The organism is Sphingopyxis sp. (assembly GCF_025869345.1).
Lineage (GTDB): Bacteria > Pseudomonadota > Alphaproteobacteria > Sphingomonadales > Sphingomonadaceae > Sphingopyxis.
In genome coordinates this window covers 1-18,800 of record NZ_JAOZVW010000109.1, presented here as the reverse complement: position 1 = coordinate 18,800, position 18,800 = coordinate 1, and the positions used below count along the sequence as shown (strand labels likewise).

Here is an 18,800-nt window from a genome sequence, read left to right as displayed (position 1 = left end):
GCCACGGCTCAGGCCGCCTTGGCGACGCGCGCCGGAACGTCGCGGACCGACGCCAGCGCCGCCTGCTCGCCCTCGGTGCCGCTTTCGTGATATTCGGCGTCCTCGTTGACGCCCCAGATGTCGTAGACGCGCTCACCGGCGACGATGTTGCGCACCGTCAGCATCGCGGTCATCATCGCATGATCCTGATTATTATAGCGGTGCATCCCGTTGCGCCCGACCATGTGCAGCGTCGGATATTTCGCTTCGAGTTCCGCGCGCATCGCCGCGACATGCGCGGCATAATCGTCATCATAGACCGGATAGGCCTTTTCCTGCCGCACCACCGCGCCGCCGACGACATCGGCGGGATCGCAAAGGCCCAGAATCGCCATTTCCTTCGTCGCAAGCGCGACCAGTTCCTCGTCGCTCGACGACCAGAGCCCGTCGCCCTCGAAACAGAAATATTCGAGGCCGACGCAGGCGATCGCCGGATCGGGCACCATTTCGGGCGACCAGCTGCGGAAATTCTGCACCCGGCCGACCTGCACCTTGCTGTCGTGGATATAGATCCAGTTGTCGGGGAACAGGTCCTCCGAGCGGATCTTGAGCGCGACGGTCAGGAAGTCGCGATAATTGAGTTTCGGCGCCGCGGTGAGCGCACAGGCCGGCAGCGGATGGATGCGCGCCGCCAGCTCGCGCATCGGCGCCGAGCTGATCACATGCGCGGCGTCGATCACGACATCGCCGTCGGGTCCGGTGGCGGTCAGCCGCCAGCGGCCACTGACCTGATCCTGGGTAAGCTGCTTGAAGCTGTGGCCCATCAGCACGTGGCCCCCGGCCGCCGCGACCTTGTCGCGCGCCGTTTCCCACATCATCCCGGGTCCGAGCCGCGGATAGCGGAAGGTTTCGAGCAGGGTCTTGGTCGCCATGCCGTCGTTGGGCACCTTGTTGAGCCCGAGGCTGCGCTTCAGCCCATCGAGCACCGCGGCGCCGAGCGAAAGCCCCTTGATGCGCTGCGCCGCCCAGTCGGCCGACATTTCGTCGCACGGCATCCCCCACACCTTCTCGGTATAGGTCTTGAAGAAGATCGAATAGAGCTTCTGCCCGAACTGGTTGATCGTCCAGTCCTCGAAACTGCGCACCGTGCGGTTCGGCAGCAGCTTCGCCTTGGCATAGCTCGCCATGCACAGGGTCGAGCGGACGATGCCGAGGTTCCACAGCGCCTCGAACGCGCGCAGCGGATAGGAGTAGAATTTGCCCTCGTAATAGATGCGGCTCATCCGCGGGCGCTGGATGAAATCGTCGGGCAGAATCTCGTTCCACAGATCGACGACTTCCTGGCTTTTCGAGAAGAAGCGGTGCCCGCCGATGTCGAAGCGAAAGCCCTCATGCTCGACGGTGCGGCTGATGCCGCCGACATAGACGGGATCCTTCTCGATCACCGTCACGCTATACCCCTGCTTGGTCAGCAGATAGGCAGCGGTCAGCCCCGCCGGACCGGCGCCGATAATCGCGACGTCGGCGCTCGTCGGCCGGTTCTTCGACACTTGGGCGTTGGTCACTGGAATATCCCCCCCCACAGAAAAGCCTTGCTCGTCAGCCGCTGTGCCCAAACATGGCTAAGAAGTGGTTAATCGGAGGGACCGATCATCGCCGCGGCGCGGACTGCGGGCGTCAGGTCAGCCGCGACGAAACGCCCTGCGGAAAGGTCGAACCGAACGAAGCGGGCAGCATGTTCAGCCGGGCGCCAGCTTCGCATCCTAGGATGGCATCGGGACCAAAATAGTTGGAACGAAGACCATGATCTGGATGAAGAAACTGGCGCTCACCGCGCTGATCGGCGTCAGCGCCGTCGCCGCCCTTCCCGCCGAGGCCGACGCCCGCGACCGGCACCACCGCCATTACAGCTATCGCGACCGCGATCATGATCGCTATCGCGATCATCGCCGGGATTACCGCCGCGACTATCGGCGCAGCCATTATCGTGACCGTTATTATTGCCGCCGCGGCAGCGGAACGACCGGACTGATCGTCGGCGGTGCGGCGGGTGCGCTCCTCGGGCGCGAGGTCGATCGTTACGGCGACCGCACGCCGGGGACGATCATCGGCGGCGCGGCGGGCGCACTGATCGGCCGCGAGATCGGCCGCGGCGGCCGCTGCTAGGCTACGCGGTCACGACGGCCCGCCGCTGCCTTCCGCCGGCGGGCCGCGGGCGCTGCTGCCTTCGCCGGACGCGGTCGCCCCGGCCGCCAGCGCCCGCGCGATCGGCTTCAGCGCCACGGTGCCAAGCTTGACGCGCGGCGCCGCCTTGCCGGGCGCGGCGCCGATCGCCAGCGCGGGATCGAGGCGCAACGCGGCGGCCGAAGCCTTGGCCAGGCGGATCGTATAGCGGCCGTAAGCCACGCTTTCGAAAAGATAATAGCCATCGAACTCGGTCAATGCCGTCGCCCGCACGCGTCCCTCGGCATCGACGAGTTCGAGCGCGAGTCCCTCGATCGGATTGCCGCCGTCGCGGATCATCACCCCCTCGATCTCGCCCGCCGCGGTCATCGGCAGCAGGACGCGCGTCGCAACCCCGGGTCGCGGGGTGACGACGACGCCAGGCAGCGCGGGCTGGACATAGGGATCGGGCAGGCTGCCCGCGTCGATGCCGATCATCACCGGGCGAAAGGGTTCGAGTCCGTCGATCGTCGCCCGGCCGCTCGCGTCGGTCGCAGTCTCGATAAAGGCGTTGCCCGCGGTCAGCGGCACGCCCTTCAGCGCCGCCTCGCCCGGCTGGCGGATGCCGTCGCCATTATCGTCCATGAAGACGTCGGCCATCACCTGGCCGCGCCCGCCGAGTTTCTCGCTCGACACGCGCCAGCCGCCGCCCGCGGGCTTCGGCCCGAAGCTGAAGGCGAGCGACAGCGACGCCGCGACCGAGCCGTCGGTCGCCACCTCGCCGAAGCCCGATAGCTGCAACGCCTTGAAACGGCGCGTATATCCCAGCCCCGCACGGCCACGCGCGAGCCCCTTGTCGTAGCCGAGTTCGGCGCGCCATTCGGCGTCGCCCTTCCCCGCCCATTCGCCGATGACGGCGAGGCGCGTGTCGGCTTCCTGCCCCGACAAGGCGAAGCGCGCCTCGCCGCGCAGGCGGACGCGCCCGATCCGGGCGTTGGCGAGCAAGGTCGCGGTCAGATTGTCGGGGGGATCGGGGCCGCCGGGCGCCTTGCTATGGCTCCAGTCGAGTTGCCCGGTGAAGGTCAGCGCGCGGAAACTCAGCGAAGCGCGGCCCGATGCCTGCAGGTTCGACGCCCCCGAAGCGCGGTCGATCTGCGCCAGATCGACGTGCAGCGGCACCACCGTCCGCCCGAGCTTGACCGCCTGATCGACCGACAGCGAATAAAGCCCGGTGATTCCGCCGACGAAGCGGTCGGACACGAAGCCGTCCCAACCGCGCATCGCATCGGCGCGGACATTGGTTTCGCCGAACGCCGCGAGCCAGCTTGCGCGGAGCGCTTTTCCTCCCCCAGCCCCTCCGGAAGCGTCGGCGTAGCTTCCCGCAACCTCGAGCAGCGACGGGCCGATCGAGCGGCGCACCGCCGCCTCGCCATAATTGCGGCGGACATTCTCGATCATCAGGCTGTGGAAATAGGCGGCGATCGAGGTCCGGGTATCGAGCCCGCGCTCGATCCCGGCGGTGCCGCGCCAGCCGCGCCGGAATGCGCCGCCATGCCGGGCGAATTCGATCAGGTCGGTGTCCTCCTGCGCGACGCCCGCCCAATACCAGGTCTGTTGCGGCGGGATCGAGTCGATCCCGACCTGCAACTGCCTGATTTCGCGCCTGATCTGGCCTTGCGGCCCGTATAGCACGATCTCGAAGCGGTTCGCGCCATATTGCAGCGGGACGTCGAGGAACTCGTAGCGGCCGTCGCCGTTCGGGCTGGTGAAAGCGAGCAATTGCCCGTTGCGATAGAGTTCGGCATCCCACCCGGCAGGGAGGTCGCCGCGAAAGCTCGTCCTGTCGAAGCTGTCGGGGCGCTCGACCGGGCGGTTGGTGATCACCGCACCGCGCCCGGGCGCACCCTGCGCGACCAGCCCCGTCGACAACAGGCTGACGTCGCCGATCGCATAATGGGTCGCATGGAGCGGGCCGAGCAGCCGTCCCTCGGGGTCGGTGCGATAGAGGCGCATCCGCAAACTGTCGGGAACGCCCTTGTCGTTCGACGACAGCCGCGCGTCGAAGCTCTGGCCGAGCGCTTCACCCGCGGCGAAGATCTCGTAGCGCCCCTGGGTGTAGGAACCACCTTTCCGGTCCGAGACGACGCCTGCGGAGGCGACGACGTCGACCGACGGCGTCGCCCACGCCTGATAGGGGCGCGTCGCCTGCGGCAGGCTGGCGAGATCGAACGACGCCTGCGGACGCAGCCCCGCCGCGCGCGCGCGCCGCTCGGCGGCGAGCTGAAAAGGCAGCTTTTCCTTGGCGTCGATCCGCAGCACCGCGTTCGACAGGTCGACGGTGATCGGCACGCCGAGCCACTGGCTCAGCCGGTCCAGATCGACGCACCAGCCCGCCGGCGTGTCGCGAATCGCGGTCGCGTCGATCGCATAGCTCTGGCTCCCGACGCGCACCTGCCCCGCCTCGCGATCGATCAGCAGGCTGCGGCGCTCGTCGAACACCCAGCCGGTTGCGCGGCGCAACTTCTTGTCGATGCGCACCGCGAGATCGAGCGCGAGCACCATGTCGCCCAGGTCGACGCAGATTCCCTGCGGCGTCTGATACCCCCGCACCCCGTCGCCGAGGCGGTATTGACCCGAGCGCAGGTCGAACAGCCAGCGGTCGTCCTCGTTCGGCCGCCAATCGTCGGCGGCGATAGAAACCGGCTTTTCTTCAAAGGCGTGCGCACCGGCCGGGGCGAGCCCGGCTAGCGCCAGCCCGGCGGCGAGCGCCGGAAACCATCGCAGGAGCGCCGCGCGGAGCATCGTTTGCCCGCGGTCCTCGCGCGAATCCCGGGCCTATTTCACCACCCGGTCGGCCTCGGCGATCGTGCCGCCGCCGATGTCGCGATCCTCGCTATAGCGGATATGCACCGGCCCCTTGAGCTGCGCGGCGAGTTCGGGCGGGACGGGCAGCGATACCCTGCGTTCGCCGACCTCGGGATAGACCGCGATTCCCCGCGCGAGCAGCAGCGGCTCGGCGACCCCCGGCCGCGTCACCTCGATATCGCCATAGACCGAACGGTCGCCGCTCCGCGCCAGGTCGAACTCGAACGCCGGCCCATCCTTCGTCACACCGACCCGGGCGTCGCCGATCGTCGCGGTCACGCCGAGGTCGCCGACGCGAACGATGATCGGGATGGTGATGCCATAGATCGGCGTCAGCGCGATCGACACGCCGGTGGGCGCGGGCCTGGCGGGATCGGCCGCGACCGCAGGCGTCGCATCGGGCACGGCGCGGAACAGCATATGCGCGCGATATTCGCCGGGCGCGAGGCCTTCGGGAAGGCGCACCCCGACGCGGATCACCTGCGGCTGGTTCGGCGGCAGCGTCACGCGGCGCGGGCTGAAGGCAATCATGTCGAGCGCGGCGCGCTCGGCGGGCGTCGCATTCGCCTCGTCGATCTCGTCGAGCCCGCCCGCGGCCGTCATCCGCTTGATTTCCAGGCTGATGCGATAGGTCGCGGATTCGCTGCCGATATTGTTAAGCACCACTTCGGTGCCGCGCGATCCGTCGAGAATGACCCGCGTCGGCGCGACAAGCAGGTCGCCCGCAGCCAAAGCGGGCGGCGCAGCGGCGCCGAGCGCAGCCGCCGAGAACAGGCAAAAGCCCTTTATAAAGCGCAACATAGACACGATCCCCACAATCGTTGCGGAGCGGCGGCCGCCGCTCCTTTGGTTGGTCGCCTCCCTGTTGCGCCATCATGGTTGATATTTCGCTAACCATGATGGCCGGCCGGACCGGGGCCGCACGCACGAAAAAGGGCTCCGGAGGCTGGTGCTCCGAAGCCCTTTTGTCGGCCGGCGAGCCCTCAAGGCTCGCCGTCCCCCACCCGATTACTGATAGTTGGCGGTGACGTTGAACGTCCCCGAATAATTGCCCGCCGCCTGATTGGCGCCGACGCTGAGCGTGCCGCCGACCGAGAAGCTGTTGCCCGACGCGGCGAGCGTCATCGAGGTCGCCGACGAGGTCAGCGCAGCCGTCATATTGTTGGCGCCCGAGCTCAGCGACACCGTCGACGGAACGCTGATCGTGACGGCCTGGCCGGTCGTGCCGCCGAGGTTGAAGCCCGCGGCCGAGGTCGTGCCGATGCAGGTCAGGCCGCTGCCGCAGCTCACGCCGCCAGCGGTCGAAACCGTGACGGTCGAGGCGGTTGCGCCGCTGACGATCGTCGCGAAATCGAGGTCGGTGCTGTTGGCGATCGTCAGCGGCGCGAGGATTTTCGCCTTGGCCGTCGCCGTGGCCGTCGCGGCGTGCGCCGCCGAGGCGTTCATCGCGAGGGCAGCAATCGCGGCGCCCGCGAGGGCGCGCTTCATTCCAGTGGTGCGCATATGATTTGGTCCCTTGAACTAGTCGAAACGAACACGTCGAAACTCGAATGGAAATCCCACCCCATTCGCCGACCCCTTTAGCGGGTCACCCGTTCAGGCTTTGCGCAACAAGCATGGTTAACAGCACATATACGAATAGCCCGCGTTGCACGGAGCAAGCGAGCGAAAACAAGGCGTTGAGCCATGGTTAGGTCGATCGTGGGGATCGCCTTCGGCCTGTTAACGGCCCGCCGCGGGACAGATTAAGCGCGCGGCGAAAAAGAATCGCGCGAATCGGCCGGAGTCAGATTCCCTCGCCACTCAGCCGCTGGCAGATCATGTCGAGCTGATCGAGCGACGCGAATTTGAGCGTCAGCGCGCCCTTGCCGCCGCCGGCATAGTGGATCGCGACCCCGATCCCCAGCAGCTCGGACAGATGGCGCTCGACCGCGACGATGTCGGGATCGCGGCCGCCGTCGAGGCTCTTATATTCGAGCGGCGCCCTGTTGCGGCCCCCGCCCTTGCCTTCGCGCACCAGCGCCTCGACCGCGCGGACCGAGAGCCCCTCCTTGACGATCCGACGTGCGATATCCTCGGCCCCGTCGGCGCCGATCAGCGCGCGGGCATGGCCCATCGACAGCGCGCCGTCGCCGACCAGATCCTGCACGCCCTGCGGCAGGTCGAGCAGGCGCATCAGATTCGCGACATGGCTGCGCGATTTGCCGACCAGCTTCGCCAGCGCCTCCTGGCTGTGGCCGAAATCGTCGATCAGGCGGCGATAGGCCGCCGCTTCCTCGATCGCATTGAGATCCTGGCGCTGGATATTCTCGACCAGCGCAATCTCATAGGTCGCGGCGTCGTCGAGATCGCGGACGAGCGCGGGAATCTGGTGCAGCCCGGCACGCTGCGCCGCACGCCAGCGGCGTTCGCCGGCAACGAGCTGATAACCATGCCCATCCGGCGCATGGCGAATGATGATCGGCTGCAGCAGCCCGCGCGCGCCGATCGAATCGGCGAGCTCGGCAATCGCCGCTTCGTCGAAATGGCGGCGCGGCTGATTCGGCAGCGGACGAATCGACGCGACCGCGACATGCTGGACCGCATCCCCCGCCACCGGCGCCGCCTTCGCCGCCGCGCCCGGCGAGGCGAGCACCGGCGCCTCGACCGCCGCGTCGCCGAACAGGGCGTTCAGCCCGCGCCCCAGGCCCGAGGGCCGCTTGCGCGGCGCCTGCCCGCCTGTTTCCTTTTCATTATCAGACATTTAAGCAGCCTTGCGAATGTCGGGCAGGCGGTCGATCAGTTCGCGCGCAAGCGCGATATAGGCCGCCGACCCGGCGCAGCGATGGTCATAGATCAGCGCCGGCAGCCCATGGCTCGGCGCTTCGGACAGGCGGACATTGCGCGGAATCACCGTCTCGAACACCACCGGGCCGAGCACCTCGCGGACATCGTCCGACACCTGGTCGGTCAGCCGGTTGCGGCGGTCGAACATGGTGAGCGCGACCCCCAGGATGAACAATTGCGGATTGAAGCGCCCGCGCACCCGCTCGACCGTGGTCAGCAGCTGGCTGAGTCCCTCGAGCGCGAAAAACTCGCACTGAAGCGGCACGAGCAGCGATTCGGCGGCGATCAGCGCGTTGAGCGTCAACATGCCGAGCGACGGCGGACAGTCGATCAGGCAGATGTCCCATTGCCCGGCTTCGGCGCCCGACAGCGCCTGTTGCAGGCGGTGCAGCCGGTCGGCAAACTCGATCAGCTCGATCTCAGCGCCCGACAGGTCGACCGTCGCGGGAACGATGTCGAGCCGCGGCACCGCGGTCGGTACCGCGCATTCGGCGACCGTCGCCTCGGCGCGCAGCAGATCATAACTCGAATATTCGCGCTGCGCCTGCGTGATGCCGAGCCCGGTCGAGGCATTGCCCTGCGGGTCGAGGTCGATGAGCAATGTTCGCCATCCGGTCGCCGCAAGCGCGGTCGCCAGATTGATCGCGGTCGTCGTCTTGCCGACCCCGCCTTTCTGGTTCGCTACGGCAATGCGGATCATCGCTTTCCTCGCTGTTCTGCGCCGATGCGGCCTTCGCCCACCAAAATCCGGCTTTCCACGTCGGTGCGGCTCTGTTCCACGTGAAACATTCTCTGCCATGGCTGCGGCAGCAATGCCAGTTCCTTAACCGCGTTTCGTCCCTTTGGCAGCAGCCAGCGCGTCGATTCGGTCGAAAAACGGGTGGATAAGGCGATCAGCCGGTCGAGCGGCGCAAAGGCGCGCGCGCTGATCGTCGCCGCGGCGCGTGTCTCGACGCGTTCGAGCGGCGCTTCGGCGACCTCGACATGCGCGAGATCGAGCGTGTTCGCGACCGCGCGCAGAAATTCGCACCGCCGCCGCCGCGATTCGACGAGCAGCATCGGCCGCTCGCTCAGGATCGCCACCACCAGCCCCGGCAGCCCTGGTCCGCTCCCCAGGTCGACCCACAGCCCGTCGCGCCCCGAATCCAGCGCCAGCAACTGCGCGCTGTCGGCGATATGCCGCACCCACAGGCTCGGAACCGTCGACGCCGCGATCAGATTCTGCCGCTCATTCTCCTCGACCAGCAGCCCGGCAAAGCGGTCGAGCCGCTCCCATTGCCGGACCGTCGGTGCAAAACCATCGCCGATCCACCCCCGCGCCTGCTCCTCGCTCGCCAGCACCTCGTTCACCATCATCCCTCTCGTCCGATCGAATCCCGCGAAGCGGGCCATCTCTCTTTCTTCTTCGCGCCTTCGCGCCTTTGCGTGAAATTTTTCGAGGCTCACGCAAAGGCGCAAAGGCGCGAAGACATGCTCCAGCCCTAAAAGCTGGTTCCCAAATATCTCACACAAAGACACAAAGATGTCGCTCAGACCTTCATCGTCGCAAAGATACTGGGCCATGCTTTATCAATAAGGGCGCTTCGCGCGATCCCTCGCCAATCGCTGCGGCCCGCCCTGCCCTCTTTGTGTCTTTGTGTGAGACAATCAAAACCCCGGGAGCTATGCCGCGCGCCGCCGCCCATGCACCATGATCGCGGTCAGCGCTGCCGGCGTCACCCCGTCGATCCGCGCCGCCTGTCCCAATGTCTCGGGCCGCGCCTTCGACAGCCGCTCGACCATTTCGCGCGACAGGCCGCCGATCGCGGCATAGTCGAGCGCCGGGTCGAGCGCGATCGCCTCGTTCGCCGCAAGCGCGCGAAGCTCGGCATCCTGCCGCGCAATATAGGGGGCGTAATGCGCATCCTCGGCCAGCTCGGACAGGATCGCATCATCGATCGCGTCGAGCGCGGGCGCGAGCATCTTGAGCGATGCCATCGCGACTGCGGGAAAGCGCAGCAGGTCGATGCGGCGCCGTGCCACCCCATCGCCCGGAATCGCGAGGCCGATCGCGGCATAGTCCGCCGTCGCGACCGGTGCCGCGAGCAAGGCCTGCGCCTTCGCCCGCTCGGCCATTCGCGCCTCGAAAAGCGCCGCCGTCGCGGGCCGCACCAGCCCGAGCGCGATCCCTTTCGGGGTCAGCCGCGTCGCGGCATTGTCGGCGCGCAGGCGCAGGCGATATTCGGCGCGCGCGGTGAGCATTCGATAGGGCTCGGTCACTCCCTGCAGCACCAGATCATCGATCATCACCCCGATATAGGATTCAGAGCGGTCGAGGATCATCGGCGCGCGGCCCTGAACGCCGAGCGCCGCATTGGCGCCCGCGACCAACCCCTGCGCGGCGGCCTCCTCATAGCCCGTCGTGCCGTTGATCTGCCCCGCGCAGTACAGCCCGCCGATCGCGCGGACCTGCATCCCGCGGTCGAGCGAGCGCGGATCGATATGGTCATATTCAACCGCATAGCCGGGCACCGTCATCTCGACCTTTTCCAGCCCTTCCATCGTCCGCAGCATCGCGAGCTGGACATCGGCGGGAAGCGAGGTCGAAACCCCGTTGGGATAGACAAGCGGCGAATCGAGTCCCTCGGGCTCCAGAAACACCTGATGTCCGTCGCGGTCGGCAAAGCGATGGATCTTGTCCTCGATCGACGGGCAATAGCGCGGCCCGGCAGCGCCGATCGCGCCGGTGAACAGCGGCGAGCGGTCGAGATTCGCGGCGATGATCGCGTGCGACGCAGGATTGGTGCGCGTGATCGCGCAGAAAATCTGCGGCACGCTGCGCGCGCTGTTCCACGTGGAACAGGTCCAGTCTCCATCATCGGATGGTTGCGCCTCAAGCCGCGCCCAGTCGATCGTCCGCCCGTCAAGGCGCGGCGGCGTGCCGGTCTTGAGCCGCGCCATCGGCAGGTCGGCGGCGCGAAGCTGCTCGGCGAGACGATGCGCGCCGGCTTCGCCGATGCGCCCCCCCACCATCCGCTCCTCGCCGCGAAAGAGCCGCCCGCCGAGAAAGGTTCCGGTTGCGAGCACCACCGCCTTCGCGGACAGACGCGCGCCGTCGCCAAGCTCAAGTCCCTCGACCCGCGCTCCGTCTGGCGACAGGGCCAGCGCCGCCGCTTCGCCCGCAATGACGGTGATCCCATCCTCCGCCGCAAGCAATTGCTGGATCGCCTCGCGATAGAGTTTGCGGTCGGCCTGGATGCGCGGCCCCTGCACCGCCGCGCCCTTCGATGCATTGAGCATCCGGTAATGAATCGCCGCGGCATCGGCGGCGCGCGCCATCCAGCCATCGAGCGCATCGACCTCGCGCATCAGATGGCCCTTGCCGAGTCCGCCGATCGCGGGATTGCACGACATGGTGCCGATCAGAGCGGGATCGAAACTGACGAGCGCCACCCGCGCGCCAAGCCGCGCCGCCGCCGCGGCGGCCTCGGTCCCGGCATGTCCACCGCCGACGACGATGACGTCGAAATTCGTTTCATTCTGCATGATCGCGGCGCCCATACCCCAAAGCCGCCCTCAAATCCATCGGCGCGTAGCGCCCAACATTATCTCACGCAAAGGCGGGAAGGCGCAAAGAACACGGTCCTCTTCTTTGCGCCTTCGCGCCTTTGCGTGAGATATTCTTCTTCCTGAACCCTATAAATCTCACACAAAGACACAAAGAGGGCGCGACCGGGCGATAGGGCGCGTTCTCTTTGTGTCTTTGTGTGAGGAAAAGGGGCTTCGCCCAAACTTTGCGACGAAGCTGTTCCACGTGGAACATCATTTTCCGATGCAGAAGCGTCCGAACAATGCGTCGAGCATATCCTCGACCCCCGCGCGCCCGGTGATACGGTCGAGCGAGGTCGCGGCAAGTCGCAGTCGCTCGGCGATCAGGATCATATCCTCATCCTCGCGCGTGCCCGCTTCGATCGAAAGCCAGTCCTTCGCCTCGGCGAGCGCGGCGCGTTGGCGCTGGCGCAGCGCGGCTTCGCCCTCGCGCGGCAGCAGAGCACGTGCCATTTCGACGATCGCGGCGTGGAGCCGGTCCATCCCCTCCCCCGTCGCCGCCGACAGGATCAGGTCGCAGCGCGCCGCCTGAACCTCAGCGGCCGCGTCGCCACGCCAGCGGTCGGCCTGTGCGGCAATCAACAGGCGACGTGGATGCGCGGGCGCTTCCGCCGGGGGTCCGAGCCAGAGCAGGATATCGGCCGCCTCGACCGCCGCTTTCGCGCGACCGATTCCGATTGCTTCGACGTCATCGGCGCTTTCGGTGCGGATGCCCGCCGTGTCCGAAAAGCGCATCGCGATCCCATCGAGCGCGAGTGGCGTCTCGATCACGTCGCGCGTCGTTCCCGCGACCGGCGACACGATCGCCAGCTCGCGCTGCGCCAAAGCGTTGATAAGAGTAGATTTACCGGCATTCGGTGGTCCCGCGATCACGACCGACAGGCCCTCGGCGATCACCTCTGCCGCCGGCCGCGCCAGCCATAGGCCGAGCTCGGCGGCAAGCTCCGCCATACCGCTCACCAAGCGCTGCGCCGTCCCTTCGTAAACGTCGACATCATCCTCATCGGCGAAATTGAGCTCGGCCTCGGCGCCCGCCATCAGCGCGAGCAAGCGTTCCTGCCAGCCCATGACCGCGCGCGACACATGGCCGCTCGCCATGCCGAGCGCCTGCACCCGCTGGCTCTCGGTCTCGGCCGCGAGCAGATCGGCAAGTCCCTCGGCCTCCGCAAGGTCGATCCGGCCGTTCAGAAAGGCGCGTCGCGTGAACTCGCCCGGCTCGGCGCGGCGCAGTCCCGGCAATACGCCAAGCGCCGCTTCGACTGCCGCAACCACCGCGCGGCCGCCGTGAAGATGCAGTTCGGCCAGATCCTCCCCGGTCGCGGTCGCCGGTCCCGGAAACCACAGCAGCAGCGCGCGGTCGAGCGGCGCGCCGGCAGCATCCTTCAGCTCGGCCAGCGACGCGCGGCGCGGCGCGGGCAATCGTCCGGCCAGCGCCTCGAGCGCCGGTCCCGCCGCCGGTCCGCTGATGCGCAAGACGGCGATCGCCGCCGGCGGCATCCCGCTCGACAGCGCAAAAATCGTATCGCTTACAAGGCTTTGGTTCAGCTCTTGCGTCCCTTGGCGGATTTGTCGTCGTCACCTTTGTCGGCTGCTGCCTTCGACGCACCGCCCATCAATCCGCCGCCGAACTGGCCGAGCAGCGACTGGACGAGACCGAGCCCGCTTTCGCCCATCGGCACCCAGCTCTTGACCATCGCCTGCACCATGTCGGGGGTGATGCCCTTCGCCATCAGCTCCTTGACGCGCGAGAGATAGATGTCGTGGAGCGGCTCGAGGTCGGGAAGCCCGAACAGCCGGCGCGCCTCTTCGGGCGTGCAATCGATCTCGATATTGAACTTCATCGCCTGGCCTTCCCCTTCGACGCTTGAGCCGCGCCCGTTGGCCCGCTAGCTTCGCGCTTTCCCCGCCAAGAAGCAAGAGACAGGAGAGCTCCCCGATGTCCGCCCCTTCCCCGACGAACACCACCATTGCCGCGCTCGACGGCGAAGGCGCGATTCCCGCCTATGTCGCGCGCCCCGACGCCGATTCGTCGCGCGCGATCATCGTCATTCCGGAGATTTTCGGCGTGAACGCGGGAATCCGCGAGAAATGCGACGATTGGGCGGCGCAGGGCTATCTGGCGGTGGCGCCCGACATCTTCTGGCGCTTCGCTCCGGGGATCGAGCTCGACCCCGATATCGAGGCCGAAATGAACGAAGCGCTCGGCTATTTCGGCCTGTTCGATGCCGACAAGGGGGTGAAGGACATCGAGGCGGTGATCCGCTGGGCGCGTGGCCAGGGCGCGAACAAGGTCGGCGCGGTCGGCTTCTGCCTCGGCGGCAAGCTCGCCTATATGACCGCGGCGCGCACCGACATTGATGCGTCGGTCGGCTATTATGGCGTGATGATCGACCAGATGCTGAACGAAAGCCATGCGATCGCGCATCCGCTGCTCCTCCATATCCCGACGAACGACCATTTCGTCAGCCCCGAAGCGCAGGCGAAGATGCACGAAGGGCTCGACCCGAACCCGAAAGTCACGCTCCATGACTATGACGGGCTCGACCATGGGTTCGCAGCGACCCACGGCAACCGCCGCAACGAGGAAGCAGCGCAGCTCGCCGACGGCCGCACCCGCGCCTTCTTCGCCGAGCAGCTCGCATGAGCGCGCATGAGGGTCTCGCCGCCTGGCACGCCTATATGGCTGGCGGCGGCAATCCCGAGGCGTTGAAGGTCTTGCTCGCCGAGGATGCGGTGTTTCACTCACCCGTCGTCCACACACCGCAGGAAGGGCGCGACAAGGTCTTCGCCTATCTCCACGCGGCGAGCCATGCGCTCGGCGGTGACGATTTCCGCTATCTGCGCGAGATCGTCGACGGCGATCAGGCGATGCTGGAGTTCCAGACCGAACTCGACGACATCCAGATCAATGGCGTCGATATCATCCGCTGGGACAGCGAAGGAAAGATAAAGGATTTCAAGGTGATGGTGCGCCCGCTCAAAGCGATCAACAAGGTGTGGGAAAAGATGGCGGCGATGCTCGCGGCACAGGCCGGCTGACCCATTACGTCGATGCTCCGCTGGATCGCCTTTCCCGTCCTGATCGCGCTCGCCGCCGCTACGGCCTGGTGGCCGCCCGCGCGCTGGACGCTGGCGGCCTGGGTGCCGCTTCTCCTTCTCACCCTCTATGACGCGGTACAGCGCAAGCACAGCCTGCGCCGCAACTATCCGCTGATCGCACGCATCCGCTGGCTGTTCGAAGCGCTGCGGCCCTTTCTCTATTCCTATATCGTCGAAAGCCCGCTCGAGGGCCGCCCCTTCGCGCGCACCGAACGCGACCTCGTCTATGCGCGCGCCAAGGGCGATCTCGACGCGCATCCCTTCGGCACCGAACTCGACGTCTATTCGGACGAATATGAGTGGATGAGCCACAGCATCGCGCCGAAGCACGATCCTGACCGCACGCAGCGGGTGAAGGTCGGCGGCGCGCAATGTTCGCGGCCCTATGACGCCGCGCTGCTCAACATTTCGGCGATGAGCTTCGGCTCGCTCGGCGCCAATGCGATCGAGGCGCTCAACCTCGGCGCCAAGCTCGGCAACTTCTATCACGACACCGGCGAAGGCGGTTTCAGCCCCTATCACGCCAAATATGGCGGCGACATCGTGTGGGAGCTCGGCAGCGGCTATTTCGGCTGCCGCGACGAGGCCGGCCGCTTCGATCCCGCGCGCTTTCGCGATCGCGCGCAGAGCGAGCAGGTCAAGATGGTTGAGATCAAGCTCAGCCAGGGCGCGAAACCGGGGCACGGTGGGGTGTTGCCCGGCCCCAAGGTCAGCGCCGAGATCGCGGCGACGCGCGGCGTCCCCGAGGGGCAGGATTGCATCTCCCCCGCCGCGCATTCGGCCTTCGCGACCCCGATCGAGATGATCGAATGGGCGGCGAAGCTGCGCGAACTTTCGGGCGGCAAGCCCGTCGGTATCAAGCTGTGCGTCGGCCAGCCGCACGAAATCTATGCCGTCATGAAGGCGATGATCGAAACCGGAATCCGGCTCGATTACATCGTCGTCGATGGCGCCGAGGGCGGGACCGGCGCGGCGCCGGTCGAATTTTCCAACCGCGTCGGGATGCCGCTGCGCGAAGGGCTGATCTTCGTGCGCAACGCGCTCGTCGGCTGCGGGCTCAAGGAAGAGATAAAGCTTGCCGCGTCGGGCAAGGTCCATTCTGGGGCGGGGCTCGCGACGAATTGCGCGCTCGGCGCCGACTGGTCGAACGCCGCGCGCGCCTTCATGTTCACGCTCGGCTGCGTCCAATCGCTCAAATGCCACACCGACAAATGCCCGACGGGCATCGCGACGCAGGATCCCGGGCGCCAGCGCGGACTGGTGGTTGCGGACAAGGCCGAGCGCGTGCGCCGTTTCCAGGCCGCGACGGTGTCGGCGCTATGGGATCTGAGCTGCGCGATGGGGCTCGACAATCCGTGGGCGATCCGGCCGCATCACCTGCACGAACGGCTCAATTCGGCGCGCTCGGATTCAATCGACCGCATCTATAAATTCTATGATCGCGGGGTGCTGCTGGGCGACCCCGATTCGGTATCGAGCGCCCGCTATTGGGCAATGGCGCGCGCGAACAGCTTCCGCGCGGCGCTTTAGATCAGGCTCAATTCTGCCAGTTCGCGATAGAGTTCGGGCGGCAGGTCAGCGATCCCGTCGCCATCGTCGATGCCCTTCGGCGCATCGGCGTCGGTCAGATAGCGCCAGCCCTGATGTGCGCGCTTCGGCTGCGGATGGATGCGTTCGAGCAGCCCTTTGCAGACGATGTCGATCCGCCCGTCGTCGCGATCGTCGAAGCGCAATATCTCGACCCGGCCGACGAGCGTGTGGCGGACGATGAAATGCAGCTTGCCGCCGATCAGCTCGTCGGCGCGCTTGGGCTTGAACCGCGTCGTGAAGCGAACCTCCCCCGCCTCGCTGCGCGCGGCGATCCGCGCGGCGAGCGAGGGGTAGTCGGGGCATCCCACGGCGACGCGGGTCATGTGGAGCTGGGACATGAAGCCCATATGGGGGGCCGGCGAGAAGATCGCCAGCCCGACGATCAGCCGCCAATCAGCTCCATGAAATGCGGATGGACGTCGTGCCAGCCCTCCCAGATCATCTTGCCCGCGACATAGACGATCACCGCGAGGCCGACCCAGGCGATCCAGCGATAGCGCTCGATATATTTGGCGATGATGTTCGCCGCGACGCCCATCATCGCGACCGCGAAGATCAGCCCGACGATCAGGATGCCCGGATGCTCGCGCGCCGCGCCGGCGACGGCGAGGACATTGTCGAGGCTCATCGACACGTCGGCGACCGCGACGCCCCACGCCGCGGCGGCGAAGCTCTTGGCGGGCTGGAGCCCCGAATCCTCGTCGCCCTCGACCTCGGGCGAGCCCGCCGATTCGCCGTGCCCGCCGCGCAGGTCGCGCCACATGCGCCATGCGACCCACAGCAGCAGCAGCCCGCCCGCGAGCACCAGCCCGACGATGCCGAGCAACTGCTGGACGACGAGCGCGAAACCGATGCGCAGGACAAGCGCGGCACCGACGCCGATCAGGATCACCTTGCGGCGCTGATCGGCGGGCAGGCCCGCAGCGAGCGCACCGACGACGATCGCATTGTCGCCCGCCAGCACGAGATCGATCAGCAAAACCTGGATGAAGGCCGCAAAGGCCGCGGGTTCGGTGATGTTCGAGAAATCATGGACGATTGCGTCCCATATTCCCGCCGAAGGCGCCGCCCCCGCGGCAAAATTCATCAATTCCACGATCATTTCAGCGCACCCATCCGAACAAATGGCCGAGGCCGATCACCGGATCGACCCAGCCGTCGTAAATCATCTTCAGCGCCACATAGAGGATCACCACCAGCCCGATCCAGGCGATCCAGTGATAGCGCTGCAACAGCTTGGCGACATAATTGGCCGCGAGCCCCATGACGATCACCGTGAAGGTCATGCCGACAAACAGCAAGGCCGGATTTTCCCGCGCGATCGACGCGACGAGCAGGACGTTGTCGATGCTCATCGACAGGTCGGCGACCATGATCGACAGCGCCGCCTTGAAGAAGGTGGTGCGCGCAGGCGCGCCCTCGATATCGGGGGTCGCCGGATCGTCGACCGGCCCGGCAGCCGTGGCAGGGCGAATCTCGCGATACATGTTGTAGGCAACCCACAGCAGCAGCAGCCCGCCCGCGAAGACAAGGCCGGTGATCTTGAGCAATTGCGTCGCGACGAGCGCGAAGCCGATCAGGAAAATCAGGGCCATGCCGACGCCGAGCATCAGCACGCTCTTGCGGTCGCGCTCGGGAAGCCCGCCGGCGATCGTGCCCATGATCAGCACATTGTCGCCCGCCATGGTGAGGTCGCCGATGATGATCTGGCCGAGCAGGACAAGCCCCGGGCCGGTGAAGATCGCCGAAAAGTCCATCGCCGAAAAATCCATCAGAGCGGCTCTCCGAAATAGCTGACCGCGGGCACCGGATCGTAAAAGGGATGTAGCAGCGCGCGCCACCGCTCATACCTGTCCGAACGCCGGAACCCGTCGCGATGATCCGCGACCGAGCGCCAGTGCGCGATCAGCAGATAGGGCTGGCCGGCTTCGAGCGGCGGACGGATTTCGAGCCCGAGGAAACCCGGCGAGACCTCGATCAGCGGCCGCGCCGCGGCAACCGCGGTTTCGAATGCGGCTTCATGACCCGGTCGAACCGGCAGCAAGGCAAGTTCGACCACGGCCACGCGCGCGGACTTACTGATTCATCGAATCGAAGAAATCTTCGTTCGTCTTGCTGTCCTTGATCTTGTCGAGCAGGAATTCCATCGCGTCGACGGTGCCCATCTGCATGAGAATGCGGCGCAGCACCCACATCTTCGAAAGCTTGCCCTTCTCGACGAGCAATTCTTCCTTGCGCGTGCCCGACTTGCCGACGTCGAGCGACGGGAAGATGCGCTTGTCGGCGACCTTGCGGTCGAGGACGATTTCGCTGTTACCCGTGCCCTTGAATTCTTCGAAGATCACTTCGTCCATGCGGCTGCCAGTATCGATCAGCGCGGTCGCGATGATCGACAGCGAACCGCCCTCCTCGATGTTGCGCGCGGCGCCGAAGAAGCGCTTCGGACGCTGGAGCGCATTGGCGTCAACACCGCCGGTCAGCACCTTGCCCGACGACGGCACGACGGTGTTGTAGGCGCGACCGAGGCGGGTGATCGAGTCGAGCAGGATGACGACATCCTTCTTGTGCTCGACGAGGCGCTTGGCCTTTTCGATCACCATTTCGGCGACCTGGACGTGGCGCGTCGCGGGCTCGTCGAAGGTCGAGGAAACGACCTCGCCCTTCACGCTGCGCTGCATGTCGGTGACTTC

The 18,800-nt window shown here is 66.6% G+C and carries 19 protein-coding genes; 4 read left to right on the top strand and 15 right to left on the bottom strand.

What is annotated here, in order from left to right:
- Positions 1-8: 8 nt before the first annotated feature.
- Positions 9-1,544, bottom strand: a complete 1,536-nt coding sequence (locus OJI97_RS11325) for an NAD(P)/FAD-dependent oxidoreductase (RefSeq protein ID WP_297663540.1) — start codon at positions 1,542-1,544, stop codon at positions 9-11.
- 247 nt (positions 1,545-1,791) lie between these two features.
- Here OJI97_RS11325 and OJI97_RS11320 point away from each other — a divergent pair, with 247 nt between their 5' ends.
- Positions 1,792-2,145, top strand: coding sequence for a glycine zipper 2TM domain-containing protein (locus OJI97_RS11320; protein ID WP_297663565.1), 354 nt, complete (start codon positions 1,792-1,794; stop codon positions 2,143-2,145).
- Positions 2,146-2,154: 9 nt separating this feature from the next.
- On the opposite strand, the gene OJI97_RS11315 is transcribed toward OJI97_RS11320, so the two are convergent.
- The 9 genes from OJI97_RS11315 to OJI97_RS11275 all read right to left on the bottom strand — a co-directional run bounded on the left by OJI97_RS11315 (position 2,155) and on the right by OJI97_RS11275 (position 13,262).
- Positions 2,155-4,944, bottom strand: a complete 2,790-nt coding sequence (locus OJI97_RS11315; RefSeq protein WP_297663539.1) for a carboxypeptidase regulatory-like domain-containing protein — start codon at positions 4,942-4,944, stop codon at positions 2,155-2,157.
- A gap of 33 nt (positions 4,945-4,977) precedes the next feature.
- The gene (locus tag OJI97_RS11310; protein WP_297663538.1) at positions 4,978-5,808 is read right to left on the bottom strand and encodes a molecular chaperone; all 831 of its coding nucleotides are present in this window, start codon (positions 5,806-5,808) and stop codon (positions 4,978-4,980) included.
- A 207-nt stretch (positions 5,809-6,015) separates the two neighbouring features.
- A complete protein-coding gene (locus OJI97_RS11305) occupies positions 6,016-6,510 on the bottom strand; it encodes a DUF4402 domain-containing protein (protein ID WP_297663536.1) in 495 nt (164 codons plus the stop codon).
- 283 nt (positions 6,511-6,793) lie between these two features.
- Positions 6,794-7,750, bottom strand: a complete 957-nt coding sequence (locus OJI97_RS11300; RefSeq protein ID WP_297663534.1) for a ParB/RepB/Spo0J family partition protein — start codon at positions 7,748-7,750, stop codon at positions 6,794-6,796.
- Positions 7,751-8,533, bottom strand: a complete 783-nt coding sequence (locus tag OJI97_RS11295) for a ParA family protein (RefSeq protein WP_105999072.1) — start codon at positions 8,531-8,533, stop codon at positions 7,751-7,753.
- Positions 8,530-9,189, bottom strand: coding sequence for a 16S rRNA (guanine(527)-N(7))-methyltransferase RsmG (gene rsmG, locus OJI97_RS11290; protein ID WP_367184766.1), 660 nt, complete (start codon positions 9,187-9,189; stop codon positions 8,530-8,532). The genes OJI97_RS11295 and rsmG overlap by 4 nt, the downstream gene beginning before the upstream one ends.
- A 306-nt stretch (positions 9,190-9,495) precedes the next feature.
- Positions 9,496-11,358, bottom strand: a complete 1,863-nt coding sequence (gene mnmG / locus OJI97_RS11285) for a tRNA uridine-5-carboxymethylaminomethyl(34) synthesis enzyme MnmG (protein WP_297663530.1) — start codon at positions 11,356-11,358, stop codon at positions 9,496-9,498.
- Positions 11,359-11,634: 276 nt separating this feature from the next.
- Positions 11,635-12,939, bottom strand: coding sequence for a tRNA uridine-5-carboxymethylaminomethyl(34) synthesis GTPase MnmE (gene mnmE / locus OJI97_RS11280; protein ID WP_297663562.1), 1,305 nt, complete (start codon positions 12,937-12,939; stop codon positions 11,635-11,637).
- Between the two features lie 23 nt (positions 12,940-12,962).
- The gene (locus tag OJI97_RS11275) at positions 12,963-13,262 is read right to left on the bottom strand and encodes a DUF6489 family protein (protein ID WP_297663528.1); all 300 of its coding nucleotides are present in this window, start codon (positions 13,260-13,262) and stop codon (positions 12,963-12,965) included.
- A 95-nt stretch (positions 13,263-13,357) separates the two neighbouring features.
- Here OJI97_RS11275 and OJI97_RS11270 point away from each other — a divergent pair, with 95 nt between their 5' ends.
- From OJI97_RS11270 to OJI97_RS11260, 3 genes are read left to right on the top strand one after another with little or no spacing between them, the layout of a single operon-like run.
- A complete protein-coding gene (locus OJI97_RS11270; protein ID WP_297663526.1) occupies positions 13,358-14,065 on the top strand; it encodes a dienelactone hydrolase family protein in 708 nt (235 codons plus the stop codon).
- Positions 14,062-14,460, top strand: coding sequence for a nuclear transport factor 2 family protein (locus tag OJI97_RS11265; protein ID WP_297663525.1), 399 nt, complete (start codon positions 14,062-14,064; stop codon positions 14,458-14,460). The genes OJI97_RS11270 and OJI97_RS11265 overlap by 4 nt, the downstream gene beginning before the upstream one ends.
- Positions 14,461-14,472: 12 nt before the next feature.
- On the top strand, positions 14,473-16,050 hold the full coding sequence (locus tag OJI97_RS11260) for an FMN-binding glutamate synthase family protein (protein WP_297663524.1): 1,578 nt from the start codon (positions 14,473-14,475) through the stop codon (positions 16,048-16,050).
- On the opposite strand, the gene OJI97_RS11255 is transcribed toward OJI97_RS11260, so the two are convergent.
- From OJI97_RS11255 to rho, 5 genes are all read right to left on the bottom strand, one after another.
- Positions 16,047-16,448, bottom strand: a complete 402-nt coding sequence (locus tag OJI97_RS11255; protein WP_297663522.1) for a DUF1489 family protein — start codon at positions 16,446-16,448, stop codon at positions 16,047-16,049. The two genes, OJI97_RS11260 and OJI97_RS11255, sit on opposite strands and share 4 nt — an antisense overlap.
- Before the next feature lie 44 nt (positions 16,449-16,492).
- Positions 16,493-17,197, bottom strand: a complete 705-nt coding sequence (locus OJI97_RS11250; protein ID WP_297663561.1) for a YjbE family putative metal transport protein — start codon at positions 17,195-17,197, stop codon at positions 16,493-16,495.
- Positions 17,198-17,213: 16 nt separating this feature from the next.
- Positions 17,214-17,882: a YjbE family putative metal transport protein gene (locus OJI97_RS11245; RefSeq protein ID WP_297663521.1), complete on the bottom strand. Its 669-nt coding sequence runs from the start codon at positions 17,880-17,882 to the stop codon at positions 17,214-17,216.
- Positions 17,882-18,175: an antibiotic biosynthesis monooxygenase gene (locus tag OJI97_RS11240; RefSeq protein ID WP_297663519.1), complete on the bottom strand. Its 294-nt coding sequence runs from the start codon at positions 18,173-18,175 to the stop codon at positions 17,882-17,884. Before OJI97_RS11240 ends, OJI97_RS11245 begins: the two co-directional genes overlap by 1 nt.
- A gap of 10 nt (positions 18,176-18,185) precedes the next feature.
- The coding region (gene rho / locus OJI97_RS11235) for a transcription termination factor Rho (RefSeq protein WP_297663517.1) at positions 18,186-18,800 on the bottom strand (615 nt) is incomplete at its 5' end.